Origin of the sequence: Aeromonas sp. R9-2, assembly GCF_040908025.1 — a bacterium.
GTDB lineage: Bacteria > Pseudomonadota > Gammaproteobacteria > Enterobacterales > Aeromonadaceae > Aeromonas > Aeromonas veronii.
Window position 1 is genome coordinate 437653 of sequence record NZ_JBFOCX010000024.1, and the last position, 18133, is coordinate 455785.

Sequence of the window (18133 nt, forward strand, 5' to 3'; positions counted from 1 at the left end):
AAGGAGTGTGGAGGCCGGTTGTTTAGTCGGCCAGACGGTAGAGAAAGCAAAGCGGGCGGGTAGGGTTGTGGGGGAAAACAATAAGGCTGCCGATGCTGGCAGCCTTATTGTCATCTGCTTTCTTTACCCACCCATTGACAGCAAATCGGGTCTGCTGCGGTCAGGTTAGCGACGGCGCTTGAGGGTGCGGCTCACATAGTGCAGCCCGCTCTGGTATTCGCCGTTCACCGCCTTGAGCGCCAGCTCCAGCGCCTGGCTGGCCAGGGCATCGTGCTGCTGGGGCAGGGAGTTGATGCCAAAGGGGAGGAAGTCGAGCAGCCGATCGTCGCCGAAGGTGGCCATGGCGAGCTGGCTCATATCGATCTCTTGCTCCAACAGGTAGTCGAGTACCCCCTCCATCAGGATATAGGAGGTAGTGATTAGCGCTTCGGGCAGTTGACCCAGCTGCTGGTGCAGATCTTTGATCAGGCGATACCCCTCAAGGCGAGAGAAGTGATCCCCCTCGCACAGGTGGCGAGCCGCGCTGTGACTGGCGACCGCCTGCTCGAAACCGGCTTTGCGCTCCTTACTGATCGTGAGTGCTGGCAGCGCGGTGATCAAGGCGATATGGCGTAAGTTCGGGGTGAGCAGGGAGCTGGTGAGATCAAAGCTCGCTTTCTCGTTTTCACTGGCGACGGTGACGAACTTGTCGGCTGCCATCGCCCGGTCGATGGCGAGGATTTGGCTGCCTTGCGCCTGCAATTTGCCGTAGAAGGGGTCGTCCGGCGGCAGGCAACTGGCCACCAGCAGGGCATCCACATGGCGGCTCACCAGCATCTGGGCCAGCTCTTTTTCGGTGGCGGGCTCATCTTCCGAGCAGACGATGAGCAGCTGATAGCCCTGCGCCCGGCCCCCCTGTTCCAGCCGTTTGGCCAGTTTGGCGTAACTGGCGTTCTCAAGGTCGGGCAGGATAAAGCCCAGAGTCTTGGTCTGGCCGCCACGCAGAGAGGCGGCGCGGCTGTCCGGCTGATAGTTATGGGCGGTGACAACGGCCATCACCTTGTCGCGGGTGGCCTGACTGATGCGGTATTGGTCGGCCTTGCCATTGATCACATAGCTTGCCGTGGTGCGCGAGACACCGGCGAGGGCGGCGATTTCATCCAGTTTCATCATATTGGCTCTGTTTGAGTTGCAAGGCCCACGGTCACTGCCGGGTGAGGGCACCGAAAAGTGTGCGCGGGATCATATCATTGAAAAGCACTCTTTGTGGGTACTTGATCAATTCGCTGAAACGATTCAGTCTGAGTGTAGGTGAAACGATTCAGCCTGTCAGCAGCGAAGAGACCCAGTGGCCTGAAAATCAGGCTCCGATCACAGTCAACCGTGTTCGGGTCTATTGTCAGCTGGCGAGTTACCCGAATGTTCAATTGTGACGTACCGGCGCGGCCGGAACCTGATGGAGAGTCTCTATGTTGAAGTTGGCGCGAGAGCAGATCTTGCTGGGACAGTCGGTGGCAACCAAGTCGGACGCCATTGCCCTGCTGGCAGGCAAACTGACCGAAGCCGGTCTGGTGGAAGCGGGCTATGTGGATGGGATGCTGGCTCGTGAAGCGCAGCATGCCACCTATCTTGGCAGCGGCATCGCCATTCCCCACGGCACCACCGATACCCGTCATCTGGTGAAGAGCACAGGCGTCATGGTGGCCCAGTTCCCCAATGGTATCGAGTGGGATGAGGGGCAGATCGCCTATGTCGCCATCGGCATCGCCGCCAAGTCAGACGAGCATCTGGGCATCTTGCGCCAGCTCACCCATGTGCTGGGTGACGAGCAGGCGGCAGCCCAGCTCAAAGAGGCCACCGATGCCGACACCATCATCAATATCCTGACCGGCGCCACTGCCGCCAAAGAGGTGCAATACCTGACCCTGGCCGACTTCCCGGCCGATGATCGCGACCAGCTGCTGCTGGGCGCCGCTGCCCGCGCCAAGTCCGCCGGTTGGGGCGATGCCGCCATGGTGAGCGCCCTGCTGGCAAGCGAACCTGCCTATCTGGGCGAGGGCATCTGGCTGGCCCGGGCGCAAGCGGCTCAGACCGGGTGGGTGCTGGCCACCCCGAGTAGCGCCCTCACGGCAGAGGAGCTGCCGGTCAGCGCCATGCTGCTGCTGTGCGCCGCAGATAGCGGCCATCTGCCGCAGCTGGAGAATCTGGCCAAACTGGCGGCTGCCGGTCAGCTGGCGACGCTGGCGGGCGGCGAGGGACTGGCCATGCTGCAAGCGGGCCCCGCGAGCGGTCTTTCCGAAACCTTCACCATCATCAACCCCCACGGCCTGCATGCCCGTCCCGGCGCCATGCTGGTCAAGGTGGCCAAAGAGTTTGCATCCGACATCCGGGTGGCCAATCTGGATGGCAGCGGCGAAGCGGTTTCCGCCAAGAGCCTGATGAAGGTGATCGGCCTTGGGGTCAAGTGCGGTCACCGTCTGGCATTTCGCGCCGAAGGGGCAGATGCCGAAGCGGCTCTCAAGGGGATCGGTGAGGCCATTGCCGCTGGTCTCGGCGAGGGGGCGCATTGATGAAGATTGTCACCATTACCCTTAACCCTGCCCTTGATCTCACTACTCGCCTTGAGGCAATGAGCCTGGGCGAGGTCAATCTGGTGAGTGAGGCCAACCTGCGTGCGGCGGGCAAAGGGATCAACGTCGCCATGGTGCTCAAGGACTTGGGTCGTGAGGTGGGCGTCACCGGCTGGCTGGGCGCTGACAATGAGCAGAGCTTTGTCTCCCTGTTTGCAGAGCGTGCGCTGGATGATCACTTTGTCCGTGTCGCGGGCAGCACCCGCATCAACGTCAAGATTTCCGAGCAGTCCGGTCGGGTCACCGATCTCAACTTGCCGGGGCTCACCATCCAGCAAGGGGAAGTGAGCGCGCTGGAGCAGGCCATCGACCAATTGGCACCTCACGCCGAGTGGTTCGTGCTGGCGGGCAGCCTGCCCAAAGGGGTGGCCCCCGATTACTGCGCCCATCTGATCCGCCTGCTCAAGGCCAAGGGCAAGCAGGTGATCTTCGATTGCAGCGGTGCGGCGTTAAGCGAAGGGATCAAGGCGGCGCCGACCCTGGTCAAACCCAATCTGGAGGAGCTGAGCCAATGGGCGGGCCGCCCCATCAAGACGCTGAGCGAGCAGGCCGAGTGTGCCCGCGCGCTGCAGGCCAGCGGCATCCCCAACGTGGTGATCTCCAACGGCGCCGATGGCCTCATCTGGTTTGACCCGGATGCCGTTTGGCAAGCCATTCCGCCGCGGATGCAGGTGGTCAGCACGGTGGGTGCTGGCGATTCTCTGGTGGCAGGTCTCGCCCATGGTCTGAGCCTGGGCTGGGCGCCGGAGCAGACTCTGCGGCTGGCCACCGCCGTCTCGGCCTTTGCGGTCAGTCAGGTCGCGGTCGGCTTTGACGATATCAATGTGCTCAACCCTTTACTTGAGCAGGTGCGCGTAAAGGCTCTGGATGAGCTGGCACCGGTTCAGTGCAATACCCCCTCAATGAAAAACTCAGGAGATGCCCAATGAAAGCAATCTTGGTTACGGCTTGCCCGGCGGGCATTGCCACCAGCTTTCTCGCTGCAAAACGGATAGAACAGCAGGCCAAACTGGCTGGCTGGGAACTCACTCTCGACGTCGGTTCCAGCGTGCAACCCCGTCAGGTGCCGAACAAGGAGCAGATTGCCGCCGCCGACCTGGTGCTGGTTGTCGCCAGCGCCCCGGTGGATCTCGCCGCCTATGATGGCAAGCGAGTCTATCAGGGCAGCATGGCTCTCGCCCTGCTGGATCCGGCTGCCTTGCTGGAAGCCGCAACCAGCGGTGCCAGCGTCTATCGTCATCAAGCCGCTCCCGCAGCAGCTAAACCCGCCGCCGCTGGCAAGCGCATTGTGGCGGTGACCGCCTGTCCGACCGGTGTGGCCCACACCTTTATGTCGGCAGAAGCGCTGGAGACCATGGCCAAACAGCTGGGTTATCAGATCCGCGTCGAGACTCAAGGCTCGGTCGGTGCCCAGAATGCCCTGACTGCCGAGGAGATTGCATCTGCCGATCTGGTGTTCCTCGCCACCGATATCGAGGTGGACATGGCGCGCTTTGACGGTAAGCCGGTATATCGCACCAGCACCGGCGCGGCATTGAAGAAAACCCGCGCCGAGCTCGACAAGGCGTGGAACGAGGCGACACTCTATCGCCACAGCGGTGCCAGCCAGCCCAAGAAAGAGGAAAAAGCCGGCCCCTACAAGCACCTGCTGACCGGTGTCTCCTTCATGCTGCCGATGGTGGTGGCGGGTGGCCTTATCATTGCGCTCTCGTTTGTGTTCGGTATCGAAGCGTTCAAGGTGGAAGGCACCCTGGCTGCTGCCCTGATGAAGATCGGTGGTGGCTCCGCTTTCGCCCTGATGATCCCGGTGCTGGCCGGTTACATTGCCTACTCCATCGCTGACCGCCCGGGTCTCGCTCCCGGCATGATCGGCGGCATGCTGGCAAGCTCGCTGGGCGCCGGTTTCCTTGGCGGTATCGTGGCCGGTTTCCTGGCCGGTTACAGCGCCAAGTACCTGAGCGACAAGGTGCGCCTGCCGACTACCCTGGAAGCGCTCAAGCCCATCCTGATCATTCCGCTGTTTGCCAGCCTCTTTACCGGCCTGGTGATGATCTACGTGGTGGGTGGCCCGGTGGCCGGCATCATGAATGCCATGACCGAGTTCCTCAACAACATGGGCTCTGCCAACGCCGTGCTGCTGGGTGTCATCATCGGTGCCATGATGTGCTTTGACATGGGCGGCCCGGTCAACAAGGCGGCCTACGCCTTCGGTGTCGGCCTGCTGGCCTCCAAAACCTACGCCCCGATGGCTGCGGTGATGGCCGCTGGTATGGTGCCGGCACTGGGGATGGGGATCGCGACCTTCCTGGCCCGCACCAAGTTCATCAAGGCGGAGCAGGAAGCGGGCAAAGCCTCCTTCGTGCTGGGTCTGTGCTTTATCTCCGAGGGGGCCATTCCGTTTGCCGCCAAGGATCCGATGCGCGTTATCCCGGCCTGTATGGTGGGCGGCGCCCTGACCGGTGCGCTCTCCATGCTGTTCGGCTGCGAGCTGATGGCACCCCACGGCGGTCTGTTCGTGCTCTTTATCCCGCATGCCATCAGCAACGTCATGATGTATATCGTGGCGATTGCGGCAGGCTCGCTGCTGACCGGTGTCTCCTACGCCATGCTCAAGCGCGGTGAAGAGCAGGCCAAGCTGGCAACAGCCTGATAGTTAGTTCTCAATAACAGAAGATGTTCAATGCCGCCCGGTTACAAAGCCGGGCGGCATTTTTATATGCCTTTTAAACAGAATCGTTGAGCAGCGGTTACTGAAGTCTCGCGTATCAGGGCCAGCGTCAGGCTCAGTTTCAACACTTAATTGTGTGGGGAAGGGCCGTAACCAATATCCCGTGTATAGATTGTGCTGCCGCTAGGATAGGGGGGAACTGGCGAGCTTTCGGGAAGCAAATCTGTATCAGCGACAGTTACCTATATGTACATCTGTGTAGATGCAACCTGAGTTGATCATCAGTTAAACAAGACCTGAGGCAGGTTTGCTTTATGTCGAACCTCCTCATTTCTGCGAAAGGAGGATTCAGGTTTCGGTACAACCGAATGCCCTGGTTGGCAAGTATGCATTGAACCAGAGGGTTCCATATCAAATGAATCTTGAACCCCACACCAGCCCATTGCAGACCGTCATCTATACAACTTTTTGTATGCCAACAAACAAGATTTTAAACAGACAAAATCAGTTGGCCTCATGCTGAACATAAATGCTGAAAAACTGGCTTTCTCTGTTACGTGAAAAAGTAAACATGAGTTAACGCAGTGTTCAATGATAGAGAGATAACAGACAAAGCGGCTTTGCAGAGCATGGGTATTAATGTGTCTGTGAGTGCACAGGGGAAAAGAGAAATAAAAAAGCCACACCGGTTGGTGTGGCTTTTGTTTAGGGGGTCAACCCGGGTTGCTTAGGGGCGACCGGCCGGGCAGGTGGCCACGTTGACGGCGGCAGTGCTGCCACCATGACGACCTGATGTGCTCACTTCGTTGCGTACCAGCGGCGGGTAGTTAACCGGCTCACGAGCGGGCAGGGCAGGGGCTTCGGCAGGGGTTGCCATCGGGGCGGATGCTTTGCGGGCACGAGCCAGCAGGCCAGCACCGTGAGCTACCTGTTTGGTAACGACCGGAGTCTCTTCCACCGCAACGGCAGCGACAGGTGCAGGTGTTTCGACAACAGCAACTGGCATTTCGACTGCAGCCGGTTCAGCTTCCACGACAGGAGTGTTGACTGCAGGGGCTTCTTCAACCACGGTAGCGGCAGCCACGTCGACAGCCGGAGCGGCGACAACGGCAACTTCTGGCTCTGCAGCAACCACGACTTCTGCGACAGCTGCAACAACCGGGCTAGCGATCACATCGACTTGAGTTGCTTCGACCTGGGCAGCAGCCTGCTCGGCAGCTTCTTCAGCAACGGCTTCGACAACCACATGCTCGGTCAGTGCCGCAGAGGCTTGCAGGGCAGCAGCGACGGCTTCAGCGCTCGGGATGGTAACAACAGGCACTACCGGCTCTTCAACCTGCGCTTTGGCAATATCTGCCTGGGCTGCGGTGGTCAGAGTGGTGGTATCTTGCTGTTCTTCGTCACGCTGGCTGCGGGCATCTTCGTTGATGCGCTTGCGGCGCTGACCTTCGATACGCTGGCTGCGCGGAGTGCGGCGTGAACGGCGCTGGCCTTCACTCTGCTCTTCCTGCTCGTTACCCACGGTGGCATCGATCACTTCAGCTTGCGCTGGTACTTCGTCAACCGGCAGGGCAGGGGTGTCAGCGGCGGCGACATCGACGCGGATCTGCTTGCGCAGTTGGCGACGTTCGCGGCGCTCGGCTACTTTCTGCTCTTTTTCCTGACGTGGCTGGACGGCAGTTGCATCAACGGCGTCTACCGCTTCAACAACGACTTCGGCGCGCGGCTCACGCGGAGCACGAGGTTCACGGGCCGGACGTGGCGCACGTTCCTGGCGCGGTTCGCGAGGCTCGCGCTCCTGACGGGGTTCACGTTCCATGCGCTGTTCGCTGCGCACTTCGCCACGAGCTTCACGCTCCTGACGAGGCTCGCGCTCTTTGCGTGGACGGCGATTGCGGTTTTCACCGGCTTCGCGGTTGCCACCTTCACGCTTCTCGCCAGCTTCCGCATTGTTGCGGTTGCCACGATTGTCGTCACGACGAGGACGCTGACCACGGCCACGACCTTCTTCGCGCTGATGACGCTGACCTTCATCCTTGCGTGCTTCACGAGCTGCAGGTTTCTCTGCGGGTGCTTTCACGTCGGCAGGCGCTGCATCACTGCTGAACAGGCCGGTAATGCCTTTGATCAGTTTGCTGAAGAAACCTGCTTCGGCAGGTGCAGCGGCAACGGCCGGGGCTGTCTGCTGCTGTGCTGCAACTGGCGCGGGTTGAGTCGGCTGGGCAAAGCCTTGCAGCAGCGGTTGCTCACGCTCGATCACCTGAGCTTGCTTCGGCTGGTAGACCGGCTTGGCAATCTCGGTTTTCAGCTCATAGCTGGCCGCTTCCGGGATCTCGTTCTGACGAATACGAGTCACTTCGTAGTGCGGGGTTTCCAGATGCTGGTTCGGAATGATGTAAACACGCACATCATTGCGCTGTTCCAGACTGGCGATGGCGGCACGCTTCTCGTTAAGCAGATAGGCGGCAACATCCACCGGCACCTGGCCGTGAACCTGCTCGGTATTGTCCTTCATGGCCTCTTCTTCGATGAGACGCAGGATGGACAGGGCGAGGGATTCGTTGTCACGGATCACGCCTTGACCCTGGCAACGGGGGCAGATATGGCTGCTGGACTCGTTGAGGGAGGGGCGCAGACGCTGGCGAGACATCTCCAACAGACCGAAACGGGAGATCCGGCCAAGCTGGATGCGGGCACGATCCTGATGCACCGCTTCACGCAGACGGTTTTCCACTTCGCGCTGATGGCGAACCGGGGTCATGTCGATGAAGTCGATTACGATCAGGCCACCCAAGTCGCGCAGACGCAATTGACGGGCAATTTCGTCGGCCGCTTCCAGGTTGGTTTGCAGCGCAGTCTCTTCGATATCGCCGCCCTTGGTGGCGCGGGAGGAGTTGATATCGATGGAGGTCAGCGCTTCGGTCGGATCGATAACGATACTGCCGCCGGAGGGGAGGCGCACTTCACGCTGGAAGGCTGATTCTATCTGGCTCTCAATCTGGAAGTGGTTGAACAGGGCAACTTCACCCTTGTACAGCTTCACACGGTTGAGGAAATCCGGACGCACCAGCTCGATATGGGCCTTGGCGCGTTCGAAAATCACCGGATTGTCGATCAGGATCTCGCCCACATCGCGACGCAGATAGTCACGGATGGCACGCACGATGACGTTGCTTTCCTGATGGATCAGTACCGGCGCGGCGCGCTCCTGGGAGGCTTTGTGGATGGAGTCCCAGTGGTTGAGCAGAACGTTCAGATCCCATTCCAGCTCTTCCGGAGACTTGCCCACACCGGCGGTACGTACGATCAGGCCCATGCCTTCCGGCACGGTCAATCCGCTCAGGGCTTCTTTCAGTTCAGTCCGCTCATCACCCTCGATACGGCGGGAGATACCACCGGCACGGGGGTTGTTGGGCATCAGTACCAGGTAGCTACCTGCCAGGCTGATAAAGGTGGTGAGGGCTGCACCCTTGGTGCCACGCTCTTCCTTGTCGATCTGGACGATAACTTCCTGACCTTCGCGGACCACTTCTTTGATGTTGGGACGACCCTGATAGGAGTAACCGGAGGGGAAGTAATTGCGGGCGATCTCCTTCAACGGCAGGAAACCGTGGCGCTCGGCGCCGTAGTCGACAAAAGCAGCTTCAAGGCTGGGTTCTACGCGGGTGATTTTACCCTTGTAAATGTTCGCTTTCTTCTGCTCGTGTCCCGGACTTTCAATATCCAAATCGTAGAGCTGTTGTCCGTCAACCAGCGCTACGCGCAACTCCTCTTCTTGAGTTGCGTTGATAAGCATTCTTTTCATTGAGTTCTCATTATTGTGTCATTTTGATTTCCTCCATCTGGGTCCTGCCAGCGCCGGCCTCGGGTCTTCAGCATACTGGGGCAACCTCCCGGTTGGGGTATGCATGAGGCGCAAACTAAGGGCGTTCTGGTCATCACTTCTCGAGAAGGAATGAATAAGGATGCCGAAATGGAGACAAATAAACGGTGATGTTTGTGTTCTCCATGCGTTGTACCTCGCACCCGGGAACCGTCATGTTCTTGTATACACGGTGTTTCGGGATTGGGTGGCATACTTTTTGGCCACTTAGTACAAGGCTTGAACACAATGACAAAACCTTGTTTATTATCCCATTTAAACCTCTTTTATAGCAAGGCGCCATTTTTCAACAAACTATGCAGCCAAGGGGCGCTGGCAGTGTTAAAATCCGCGCCATGACACAGATACAACAACAAGTGCAGCTGCTCACCATCGAAGCTGAGCATGACGGGCAGCGCATCGACAATTTTCTCAAGACTCAGCTAAAGGGCGTCCCCAAGAGCCTGATCTATCGCATCCTTCGTAAAGGCGAAGTGCGAGTAAACAAAAAGCGCATCAAACCGGAGTACAAACTCTGCGCAGGTGACGAGGTGAGGGTGCCCCCCGTGCGGGTTGCCGAGAAGAATGAGCTGCCTTCGGCAAACCTCGGGGTTATCCAGCGTCTGGAGAGCCAGATCCTGTTCGAAGACGATGCCATGATCGTGCTGAACAAGCCCTCCGGCATGGCCGTACACGGTGGCAGCGGCCTGAGTTTTGGCGTTATCGAGGGGTTGCGCGCCCTGCGTCCAGAAGCCCGTTTCCTCGAACTGGTTCACCGTCTCGACCGTGATACCTCTGGCGTACTGCTGGTTGCTAAAAAACGCAGCGCCCTGCGTAGCCTGCATGAGCAGTTGCGCGTCAAGACCATGCGCAAGCAGTATCTGGCGCTGGTTCGTGGCAAATGGCAGGCTCACGTCAAGGTGGTCAATGCACCTCTGCGCAAAAACGACCTGCAGTCTGGCGAACGGGTAGTACGGGTCAGCGCCGATGGCAAGCCATCGGAAACCCGGTTCCGTATCGTGCGTCAATTTGCCGAAGCGACCCTGGTCGAGTGCAGCCCCATCACCGGTCGTACTCACCAGATCCGGGTGCACACCCTGCATGCAGGTCACCCGATCGCCTGTGACGATAAGTACGGTGAAGCGGCGTTTGACGAGAAAATGCGCAGCCAAGGGCTGAAACGGCTCTTTTTGCATGCCTGGAAGCTCAGCTTCACCCATCCGGCCGATGGTCGCGAGATGCAGGTAGAAGCACCGCTGGCACCTGAACTCGACAACTTCCTCAACGCCTTGCCACGCTGATGCAGGATATCCGGCTCGCCATTTTCGATTGGGACGGTACCCTGATGGATTCGGTGGGCCGGATTGTGGCCTGTGTGCAGGGTGCCGCCAGAGATTGTGAGCTGGCGGTACCTGCACCGTCCCAGATCCGGCAGATCATCGGGTTGAGCCTCGATGTTGCCATGTCCCGCCTGTTCCCTTTACGTAGCGACAGTGGCACCGCCATTGATGAGCGCCAGATTGCCATGCTCATCGATCGCTATCGTCATCACTATCTGCACGACACCACCCCCAGCCCGTTGTTTGCCGAGGCAGGGGAGTTGCTGCATGACTGGCAGTCACGAGGGCTGCAACTGGCCGTCGCTACCGGCAAATCACGCCGTGGGCTGGATCGGGTATTGGACGAGACCGGACTGCGTCCGTTGTTTGTAACCAGTCGCGGGGCCGATGAGGCTCGCTCCAAGCCTGATCCGCTGATGCTTGAGCAGATCCTGGACGAGCTGGGGCTGTCACCCCGGCAGGCGGTAATGATCGGCGACTCTGTTCACGATATGGCGATGGCCGAGGCGATCGCCATGCCGCGTATTGGTGTCACCTGGGGGGTGGATAGCCGCGATGCCCTCAGTCGTCACGGACCTGTGGCGGTGGTGGACTCCATGACGGCTCTTCGCGGGCTGTTATAGACGCCTCTCTTTAAGAGACATCGATCTGATTGATAACAGAAGCCCGGTCTATTGACTGGGCTTTTTATATTCTCGTGTCTAGCTTATCTATTCGTCCGCACTCAGGGCAGGGCAATACCGTGGCGCTCCAGCAGTTCGATCAGGCCGATCAGTGGCAGACCGATCAAGGCGTTAGGATCGCGCCCCTCCAGCCCCTTGAACAGCACGATCCCCATCCCTTCGCATTTGAAACTGCCCGCACAATCGAGGGGCAGTTCAGCCTCTACATAGCGGCGAATGGCGGATTCGTCGAGATCGCGAAAGTGGACCGTAAACGGTTCAATCAATTGATGAATCTCATTGGTTGCAGCGTTAAGTACGCACAGCCCGGTGTAAAAGGTGACGCTGCGACCTTGAGCCGCCATCAGCTGGGCGATGGCATTGTCGATGGTGCCCGGTTTGCCGAGGATGTACCCATCACAGATACACACCTGATCAGAGCCGATGATCAAGCCGTGATCACGTTGCCCTGCGATGGCATCAGCCTTGGCACGAGCCAGTCTGGCCACCAGCGCCTCGGCGGATTCGCCAGCCAGTGGTTGCTCATCCACATCGGGGGCGGCACATTCAAAGGGGAGTCCGAGCTTCTCCAGCAGGGCTTTGCGATAGCGAGAAGTTGAGGCGAGGATCAGATTCTGTGGCATAATCGAGTTACCGATGAAAGCAGGTACCGGCATTCTAGGGACTTGTGACGTTAAAATCATCGGCGGTAAGGACTTTTTCCTTTGACTATCAGTTGTTGGACCTATATTATTCGCGCCCTATGCAAAAGGTGAAGTTGCCCGTTAAGGTTGATCCAGTCCGTAGTGCCTTGAAGCTGCTCGATTACATCGGGATAGTGGAAAAGTCGCAGATGCCCAGGCTGGAGGAATCAACCGCTGGCTTGCAGAATGATATCGAGGTATCACTGCACTTTGGCAAAGATGTCCAGAAGTTGACCGTTATGAAAGGCACTGCCCATGCCAAGGTTGACCTGGTTTGCCAACGTTGCGGAGAGACATTCGAACACCTCTGTGAAGCTGAATTTATCTACACTCCGCTGTTCGAAAGAACAAACGAGGAAGAACTGCCGGAAGCTTATGAGCCCATTGAGTTGGACGAAAACGGCGAGATAGACCTTCATCAAATCCTGGAGGATGAACTCATCCTCTCGTTGCCTCAAGTTGCAATGCATTCTCTGGATGCATGCCCGAGAGGAAACATGGAGATGACCTGGGGTGAAATCGAGCCTGCTGATGAGCGGCCGAATCCCTTTGCAGTTCTTGAAGAGCTTAAACGTAAGTGAATTTAGGAGTTAGCCTACAATGGCCGTACAACAGAACCGTAAAACCCGTGCCAAGCGTGGCATGCGTCGTTCCCACGATGCGCTGACCACCGCTGCCCTGACTGTTGATCAGACCAGTGGCGAAATTCATCGTCGTCACCACGTGACTGCCGATGGTTTCTACCGCGGTAAAAAGGTAATCGCTTAAGGATTGCCTTTGTCTACGCAAACTGTCGCGCTAGACATCATGGGGGGAGATATTGGCCCCTCGGAAACAGTGCCTGCCGCCGTGCAGGCACTGTCTCTTTTACCCCAGCTAAAACTGATCCTGGTCGGTGACCAACACCAGACCTCCTCTCTGCTGCAGCAACATGGCTTGCTGAATCATCCCCGCGTTCGTTTCGTACATGCATCCCAAGTGGTTGGCATGGGCGATAAACCGATCGTGGCGCTGCGTACTCTGAAAGACTCCTCCATGCGGGTGGTACTCAATCTGGTGAAAGCCGGTGCGGCCGATGCTTGCGTCAGTGCCGGCAATACCGGTGCGTTGATGGCGATGGCCAAGTGCGTGCTCAAATCCCTGCCCGGGGTAGATAGACCCGCCCTCATCAAGGCGTTGCCAACATTGAGTGGCAAACGCACGGTGATGCTGGATCTTGGCGCCAACGTCAGTTGCGATGCGGATACCTTGCTTCAGTTTGCGGTGATGGGCTCTGTCGTGGCCGAAAAGGTAGAAGGCATTGCATCCCCCCGTGTTGCCTTGCTCAACATCGGCGAGGAGGAGATCAAGGGCAACGATCTGGTGCGCCACAGCGCCGAATTGTTGCGTCAGTGCCACGCGCTCAATTATGTCGGGTTCGTCGAAGGGGATCGCATCTTCAGCGGCGACAGCGACGTGATCGTCTGCGACGGTTTTGTCGGCAATGTCGCCCTCAAAACGGCAGAAGGGGTGGTGCGGATGATGGCCCAGCTGGCCGGATATCCCCGCAAGAAACGCACTTTTCTTGGCCGGATCGCCGGATTTATGTTCAAACGGCGTTTTTCTTACCTGAACCCCGACCAGTATAACGGGGCAAGTCTGTTAGGATTGCGCGGCATTGTGGTAAAAAGTCATGGGCGGGCCGAACGGCGCGCTCTGTGTAATGCGATCCTGCTGGCCGCACAAGAGGCCAAACATCAACTTCCACTGCAAATAGCAGATCGCCTTGAAGCTGTCTTCTCTGACAGGGATCTATAAGAACTCTATGCATAGCAAAATTCTGGGTACTGGCAGCTACCTGCCGAGTTCAGTGCGTACCAACGCCGATCTCGAGCAGATGGTTGAGACCAGTGATAAGTGGATCGTGGAACGCACCGGTATCCGTGAGCGCCGTATTGCCGGGGCTGACGAGACCGTTGCCACCCTCTCTTACCAGGCCGCCCTGCGCGCCCTGGATGCAGCCGGTTTGACCGCTGCCGATCTCGATATGATAGTGCTGGCCACTACCAGTGCTGAAAATGCCTTCCCGGCTGCCGCCTGCGAGCTGCAGGGGCTGCTCGGCGTACCGGGCATCCCTGCCTTTGACGTGGCAGCTGCCTGCGCAGGCTTCACTTATGCGCTCTCCATTGCCGATCAGTTCGTCAAATCCGGTGCCGCCCGCCATGTGCTGGTCGTCGGGGCCGATGTACTCTCCCGCATGTGCGATCCACAAGATCGCGGCACCATCATCCTGTTTGGTGATGGGGCTGGGGCTGTGATTGTCGGTGCCAGCGAGACGCCGGGTATCCTCTCTACCCATCTTCATGCCGATGGCCGTTATGGCGAACTGCTCAAGCTGCCTCATCCCCGTCGCGGCATGCCGGGTGCCGAGCTCGAAGCCTACATGTATATGAAGGGCAACGATGTCTTCAAGGTCGCTGTCACCCGTCTGAGCGAGATCGTAACTGAAACGTTGGCCGCTGCTGGTATTGAACCGAGCGAGCTGGATTGGCTGGTGCCGCATCAGGCCAACTTCCGCATCATCAGCGCCACCGCCAAGAAGTTGGGTATGAGCCTCGATAAAGTGGTGCTGACCCTCGACAAGCACGGCAATACCTCTGCCGCTTCCGTTCCGGTCGCTTTCGACGAAGGGGTGCGGGATGGCCGGATCAAACCGGGTCAGCTGGTACTGCTGGAAGCCTTTGGCGGCGGTTTTGCCTGGGGCTCGGCGCTGGTTCGCCTCTGATCTTCGGCGGGATGGTGCGCCCATCATCCCGTCACCGATTTCATTTTTGTCTTATCTAAAAGGAATCAATGATGACCCAATTTGCCATTGCCTTCCCGGGACAAGGTTCCCAGTCCGTAGGCATGCTGGCCGAGCTGGCCGAACAACATGCCGTGATCAAGGAGACCTTCGCTGAGGCGAGTCAGGTGCTGGGTTATGACCTTTTTGCCCTGGTGATGGATGGTCCGGTTGAAGATCTGAACAAAACCTGGCGCACCCAGCCTGCACTGCTGACTGCCTCTGTCGCCCTGTGGCGCCTGTGGCAACAGCTGGGTGGGGCAACCCCTGTCGTCATGGCGGGTCATAGCCTGGGTGAGTATTCCGCGCTGGTTTGCAGCGGCGCACTCGATTTTGCCGATGCGGTCAAACTGGTTGAGCTGCGTGGTCTGGCCATGCAAGAAGCGGTACCGGAAGGCACCGGGGCCATGGCGGCTATCATCGGTCTGGATAACGAATCCATCGCAGCCAACTGCGAAAAAGCGGCACAAGGGCAGGTGGTCTCTCCGGTCAACTTCAACTCCCCGGGCCAAGTGGTTATCGCCGGTCACAAAGAGGCCGTTGAGCGTGCCAACGTGCTGATGAAAGAGTCGGGCGCCAAGCGTGCGCTGCCGCTGCCGGTCTCCGTACCGTCTCACTGCGCGCTGATGAAACCTGCCGCAGAAAAACTGGCAGCTGCGCTGGACGGGATCGAGATCAAGGTTCCAACCATCGCGGTCATCAATAATGTCGACGTATCCTGTGAACAGGATCCGGCCGCCATCAAGCAAGCGCTGGTACGTCAGCTGTTCAGCCCAGTTCGTTGGACCGAGACTGTCGAGCAGATGGCCAACGAGGGGGTTACCCTCGAGATCGAGATGGGACCGGGCAAAGTGTTGACCGGGCTCGCCAAGCGTATCGACAAGCGCGTGGAAGGTATTCACGCCAACGATGCGGCCTCTTTCGAGCAGGCGCTGGCCCAGATCAAGTAAACAGGAGCAAGTGATGAGCTTTACCGATAAGGTTGTGTTAGTGACCGGTGCCAGTCGTGGCATCGGCCGTGCGATTGCCGAAACATTCGTGGCCCGTGGCGCGAAAGTGGTCGGTACGGCGACCAGCGAGAGCGGTGCCGAGGCGATCAGCGCCTATCTGGGCGAGAATGGTTGCGGCATGGCACTGAACGTGACCAGCCAGGAATCCATCGAAGCCGTCTTCGCCGCCATCAAGGCGCGCTTTGGCGACATCGACATCCTGATCAACAACGCGGGGATCACCCGAGACAACCTGTTGATGCGGATGAAAGATGACGAGTGGAACGAGATCATCGATACCAATCTGACCTCGCTTTACCGTCTGAGCAAACCGGTGTTGCGTGCCATGATGAAGAAACGTCACGGTCGCATCATCAGCATTGGCTCCGTGGTGGGAACCATGGGCAATGCCGGTCAGGTCAACTATGCTGCCGCCAAGGCCGGTCTGGTTGGTTTTACCAAATCGTTGGCGCGGGAAGTGGCATCCCGTGGTATCACAGTGAACGCGGTTGCCCCCGGTTTCATCGAAACCGACATGACCCGTGCCCTGAATGACGATCAACGTGCCGGCATCATGAGTCAGGTGCCTGCCGCCCGTTTGGGTGATCCAAAAGAAATTGCCGCAGCTGTGGTATTCTTGGCTTCTGATGAAGCAGCCTATATCACCGGCGAAACCCTGCATGTTAATGGCGGGATGTACATGGTGTAATCAATTTGTCGTAAGATCTGTTCAAATTTGCGATAGTACGCCGAAGTTTGGCACATTTCGTGGTTTGACCAGCGGCAAGCTACTTGCAAACTCACGTCAATTGAATAAACTACCCCAACCAGACGCAAATAGCGTATTTTTAAAGGAAAATTCAGGTCATGAGCAACATCGAAGAACGCGTAAAGAAAATCATCATCGAACAACTGGGTGTTAAAGAGGAAGACGTTAAGAACGCTGCCTCCTTCGTCGACGACCTGGGCGCTGACTCTTTGGATACCGTTGAACTGGTAATGGCGCTGGAAGAAGAATTCGATACCGAAATTCCTGATGAAGAAGCCGAGAAGATCACCACTGTTCAAGCGGCTATCGACTACATCACCGCTAATCAGGAATAAGTTCCTGTTCTGAAAGAAGCGGCCCAAGGGCCGCTTCTTTTGTATTTGTTCCTTTTCAAAACACCTCTCGGAGACTACCTCAGTGTCAAAACGCAGAGTCGTGGTGACCGGCTTGGGGATGCTTTCCCCGGTGGGTAACACTGCCGAATCCAGCTGGCAAGCACTGCTCAACGGGCAGAGCGGCATTTCCCTTATCGAACACTTTGATGCCAGCGAGTTTGCAACCCGCTTCGCAGGTCTGGTGAAGGATTTTGATCCCGAGCAGTACGGTATCAACCGTAAAGACGCTCGTAAGATGGATCTCTTCATTCAATACGGCATCGCGGCCGGTATGCAGGCGCTGGATGATTCCAGCCTGACCATCAATGAAGAGAATGCCGAACGTGTCGGCGTGGCGATTGGCTCCGGTATCGGCGGTCTGGGTCTGATTGAACAGAACCACGAAAGCTTGGTCAACGGCGGCCCGCGCAAGATCAGTCCCTTCTTCGTTCCGTCCACCATCATCAATATGGTGTCCGGTCATCTCTCCATCATGAAAGGTCTGCAAGGGCCGAACATCGCCGTGACCACCGCCTGTACCACGGGTACCCATGCCATCGGCATGGCTGGCCGGATGATCGCTTACGGTGATGCCGACGTGATGGTCGCCGGCGGTGCCGAGAAAGCCTCCACCGCGATGGGGATGGGTGGCTTCGCTGCCGCCAAGGCACTCTCCAACCGCAACGACGAGCCGCAAAAAGCGAGCCGTCCGTGGGATAAAGATCGCGATGGTTTCGTGCTGGGTGACGGTGCCGGTGTACTGGTGCTGGAAGAGTACGAACACGCCAAGGCCCGTGGCGCCAAGATCTACGCCGAGCTGGTCGGTTTTGGCATGAGCGGTGACGCGTACCACATGACTGCGCCTCCTGCTGATGGCAACGGTGGCGCTCGCGCCATGAAAAATGCCATCAAGGATGCCGGCATTGCCCCCGAGCAGATTGGTTATATCAACGCGCACGGCACCTCCACACCGCTGGGTGATGTGGCCGAGCTGCGTGGCATGAAGTCGGTGTTTGGTGAGCACGCCAAATCTCTGATGGTCAGCTCCACCAAGTCCATGACCGGTCACCTGTTGGGCGCCGCCGGTGCCATCGAGGCGATCATCACTGTGTTGGCCCTGCGTGATCAGGTGGCTCCGCCCACCATCAACCTGGACAACCCGGATGATGAGTGCGATCTGGATCTGGTACCCCATGTGGCCAAGCCAGGTAGCTTCGAGTACGCCCTTTCCAACTCGTTTGGTTTTGGCGGCACCAATGGCTCACTGATCTTCAAACGCGTATAATTTGCCGCAGGGCAAAGACACAGGCCCGATACTGCCGGTATCGGGCCTTT

16 protein-coding genes are annotated in these 18133 nt (G+C 58.2%); 13 read left to right on the forward strand and 3 right to left on the reverse strand.

The window, feature by feature from the left end; all coding sequences use genetic code 11:
* Positions 1-165: 165 nt before the first annotated feature.
* A complete protein-coding gene (gene cra, locus AB5Y71_RS11055; RefSeq protein ID WP_368171567.1) occupies positions 166-1152 on the reverse strand; it encodes a catabolite repressor/activator in 987 nt (328 codons plus the stop codon).
* Between the two features lie 296 nt (positions 1153-1448).
* On the opposite strand from cra, the gene fruB reads away from it, so the two are divergent.
* Genes fruB through fruA form a run of 3 tightly spaced genes read left to right on the forward strand, consistent with a single transcriptional unit; the run spans position 1449 to position 5259 of the window.
* Positions 1449-2549 (forward strand): fused PTS fructose transporter subunit IIA/HPr protein, encoded by a 1101-nt coding sequence (gene fruB / locus AB5Y71_RS11060; RefSeq protein ID WP_108612293.1) that lies wholly within the window; start codon positions 1449-1451, stop codon positions 2547-2549.
* A complete protein-coding gene (gene pfkB, locus AB5Y71_RS11065; protein ID WP_368171568.1) occupies positions 2549-3538 on the forward strand; it encodes a 1-phosphofructokinase in 990 nt (329 codons plus the stop codon). The genes fruB and pfkB overlap by 1 nt, the downstream gene beginning before the upstream one ends.
* On the forward strand, positions 3535-5259 hold the full coding sequence (gene fruA, locus AB5Y71_RS11070; RefSeq protein ID WP_368171569.1) for a PTS fructose transporter subunit IIBC: 1725 nt from the start codon (positions 3535-3537) through the stop codon (positions 5257-5259). Before pfkB ends, fruA begins: the two co-directional genes overlap by 4 nt.
* Positions 5260-6004: 745 nt before the next feature.
* Here fruA and rne read toward each other — a convergent pair.
* Positions 6005-9082 carry a ribonuclease E gene (gene rne, locus AB5Y71_RS11075; protein WP_368171570.1) on the reverse strand — a complete coding sequence of 1026 codons (3078 nt, stop codon included), beginning with the start codon at positions 9080-9082 and terminating at the stop codon, positions 6005-6007.
* A 413-nt stretch (positions 9083-9495) separates the two neighbouring features.
* On the opposite strand from rne, the gene rluC reads away from it, so the two are divergent.
* Together rluC and AB5Y71_RS11085 are read left to right on the forward strand one after the other, a co-directional pair.
* Positions 9496-10440: a 23S rRNA pseudouridine(955/2504/2580) synthase RluC gene (rluC, locus tag AB5Y71_RS11080; RefSeq protein ID WP_368171571.1), complete on the forward strand. Its 945-nt coding sequence runs from the start codon at positions 9496-9498 to the stop codon at positions 10438-10440.
* Positions 10440-11102, forward strand: a complete 663-nt coding sequence (locus AB5Y71_RS11085) for an HAD-IA family hydrolase (RefSeq protein ID WP_368171572.1) — start codon at positions 10440-10442, stop codon at positions 11100-11102. Before rluC ends, AB5Y71_RS11085 begins: the two co-directional genes overlap by 1 nt.
* A 101-nt stretch (positions 11103-11203) precedes the next feature.
* Here the strand turns inward: AB5Y71_RS11085 and AB5Y71_RS11090 are convergent, their stop codons facing one another.
* Positions 11204-11785, reverse strand: a complete 582-nt coding sequence (locus AB5Y71_RS11090) for a nucleoside triphosphate pyrophosphatase (protein ID WP_368171573.1) — start codon at positions 11783-11785, stop codon at positions 11204-11206.
* A gap of 119 nt (positions 11786-11904) precedes the next feature.
* Between AB5Y71_RS11090 and yceD the strand changes: the two genes are divergently transcribed.
* From yceD to fabF, 8 genes are all read left to right on the forward strand, one after another.
* Positions 11905-12426 carry a 23S rRNA accumulation protein YceD gene (gene yceD, locus AB5Y71_RS11095; protein ID WP_368171574.1) on the forward strand — a complete coding sequence of 174 codons (522 nt, stop codon included), beginning with the start codon at positions 11905-11907 and terminating at the stop codon, positions 12424-12426.
* A gap of 19 nt (positions 12427-12445) precedes the next feature.
* Entirely contained in the window at positions 12446-12613 is a 168-nt protein-coding gene (gene rpmF, locus AB5Y71_RS11100; protein ID WP_005300935.1) for a 50S ribosomal protein L32, read from the forward strand.
* A gap of 9 nt (positions 12614-12622) precedes the next feature.
* Positions 12623-13642 (forward strand): phosphate acyltransferase PlsX, encoded by a 1020-nt coding sequence (plsX, locus tag AB5Y71_RS11105; RefSeq protein WP_368171575.1) that lies wholly within the window; start codon positions 12623-12625, stop codon positions 13640-13642.
* A gap of 7 nt (positions 13643-13649) precedes the next feature.
* Positions 13650-14609: a beta-ketoacyl-ACP synthase III gene (locus AB5Y71_RS11110; RefSeq protein ID WP_368171576.1), complete on the forward strand. Its 960-nt coding sequence runs from the start codon at positions 13650-13652 to the stop codon at positions 14607-14609.
* Positions 14610-14680: 71 nt separating this feature from the next.
* The gene (fabD, locus tag AB5Y71_RS11115) at positions 14681-15616 is read left to right on the forward strand and encodes an ACP S-malonyltransferase (RefSeq protein WP_139734943.1); all 936 of its coding nucleotides are present in this window, start codon (positions 14681-14683) and stop codon (positions 15614-15616) included.
* Between the two features lie 13 nt (positions 15617-15629).
* The gene (gene fabG / locus AB5Y71_RS11120; protein WP_005333159.1) at positions 15630-16364 is read left to right on the forward strand and encodes a 3-oxoacyl-ACP reductase FabG; all 735 of its coding nucleotides are present in this window, start codon (positions 15630-15632) and stop codon (positions 16362-16364) included.
* A gap of 158 nt (positions 16365-16522) precedes the next feature.
* Positions 16523-16759 carry an acyl carrier protein gene (acpP, locus tag AB5Y71_RS11125; RefSeq protein WP_005300909.1) on the forward strand — a complete coding sequence of 79 codons (237 nt, stop codon included), beginning with the start codon at positions 16523-16525 and terminating at the stop codon, positions 16757-16759.
* Positions 16760-16841: 82 nt separating this feature from the next.
* A complete protein-coding gene (gene fabF, locus AB5Y71_RS11130; protein WP_368171577.1) occupies positions 16842-18083 on the forward strand; it encodes a beta-ketoacyl-ACP synthase II in 1242 nt (413 codons plus the stop codon).
* Positions 18084-18133 lie beyond the last annotated feature (50 nt).

Coding starts and splice junctions, on each gene's coding strand:
- rpmF (WP_005300935.1), top strand. CDS start 12,446: ATGGCCGTACAACAGAACCGTAAAACCCGTGCCAAGCGTGGCATGCGT.
- fabD (WP_139734943.1), top strand. CDS start 14,681: ATGACCCAATTTGCCATTGCCTTCCCGGGACAAGGTTCCCAGTCCGTA.
- yceD (WP_368171574.1), top strand. CDS start 11,905: ATGCAAAAGGTGAAGTTGCCCGTTAAGGTTGATCCAGTCCGTAGTGCC.
- AB5Y71_RS11090 (WP_368171573.1), bottom strand. CDS start 11,785: ATGCCACAGAATCTGATCCTCGCCTCAACTTCTCGCTATCGCAAAGCC.
- fabG (WP_005333159.1), top strand. CDS start 15,630: ATGAGCTTTACCGATAAGGTTGTGTTAGTGACCGGTGCCAGTCGTGGC.
- acpP (WP_005300909.1), top strand. CDS start 16,523: ATGAGCAACATCGAAGAACGCGTAAAGAAAATCATCATCGAACAACTG.
- fruA (WP_368171569.1), top strand. CDS start 3,535: ATGAAAGCAATCTTGGTTACGGCTTGCCCGGCGGGCATTGCCACCAGC.
- pfkB (WP_368171568.1), top strand. CDS start 2,549: ATGAAGATTGTCACCATTACCCTTAACCCTGCCCTTGATCTCACTACT.
- rluC (WP_368171571.1), top strand. CDS start 9,496: ATGACACAGATACAACAACAAGTGCAGCTGCTCACCATCGAAGCTGAG.
- rne (WP_368171570.1), bottom strand. CDS start 9,082: ATGAAAAGAATGCTTATCAACGCAACTCAAGAAGAGGAGTTGCGCGTA.
- AB5Y71_RS11085 (WP_368171572.1), top strand. CDS start 10,440: ATGCAGGATATCCGGCTCGCCATTTTCGATTGGGACGGTACCCTGATG.
- AB5Y71_RS11110 (WP_368171576.1), top strand. CDS start 13,650: ATGCATAGCAAAATTCTGGGTACTGGCAGCTACCTGCCGAGTTCAGTG.
- cra (WP_368171567.1), bottom strand. CDS start 1,152: ATGATGAAACTGGATGAAATCGCCGCCCTCGCCGGTGTCTCGCGCACC.
- fruB (WP_108612293.1), top strand. CDS start 1,449: ATGTTGAAGTTGGCGCGAGAGCAGATCTTGCTGGGACAGTCGGTGGCA.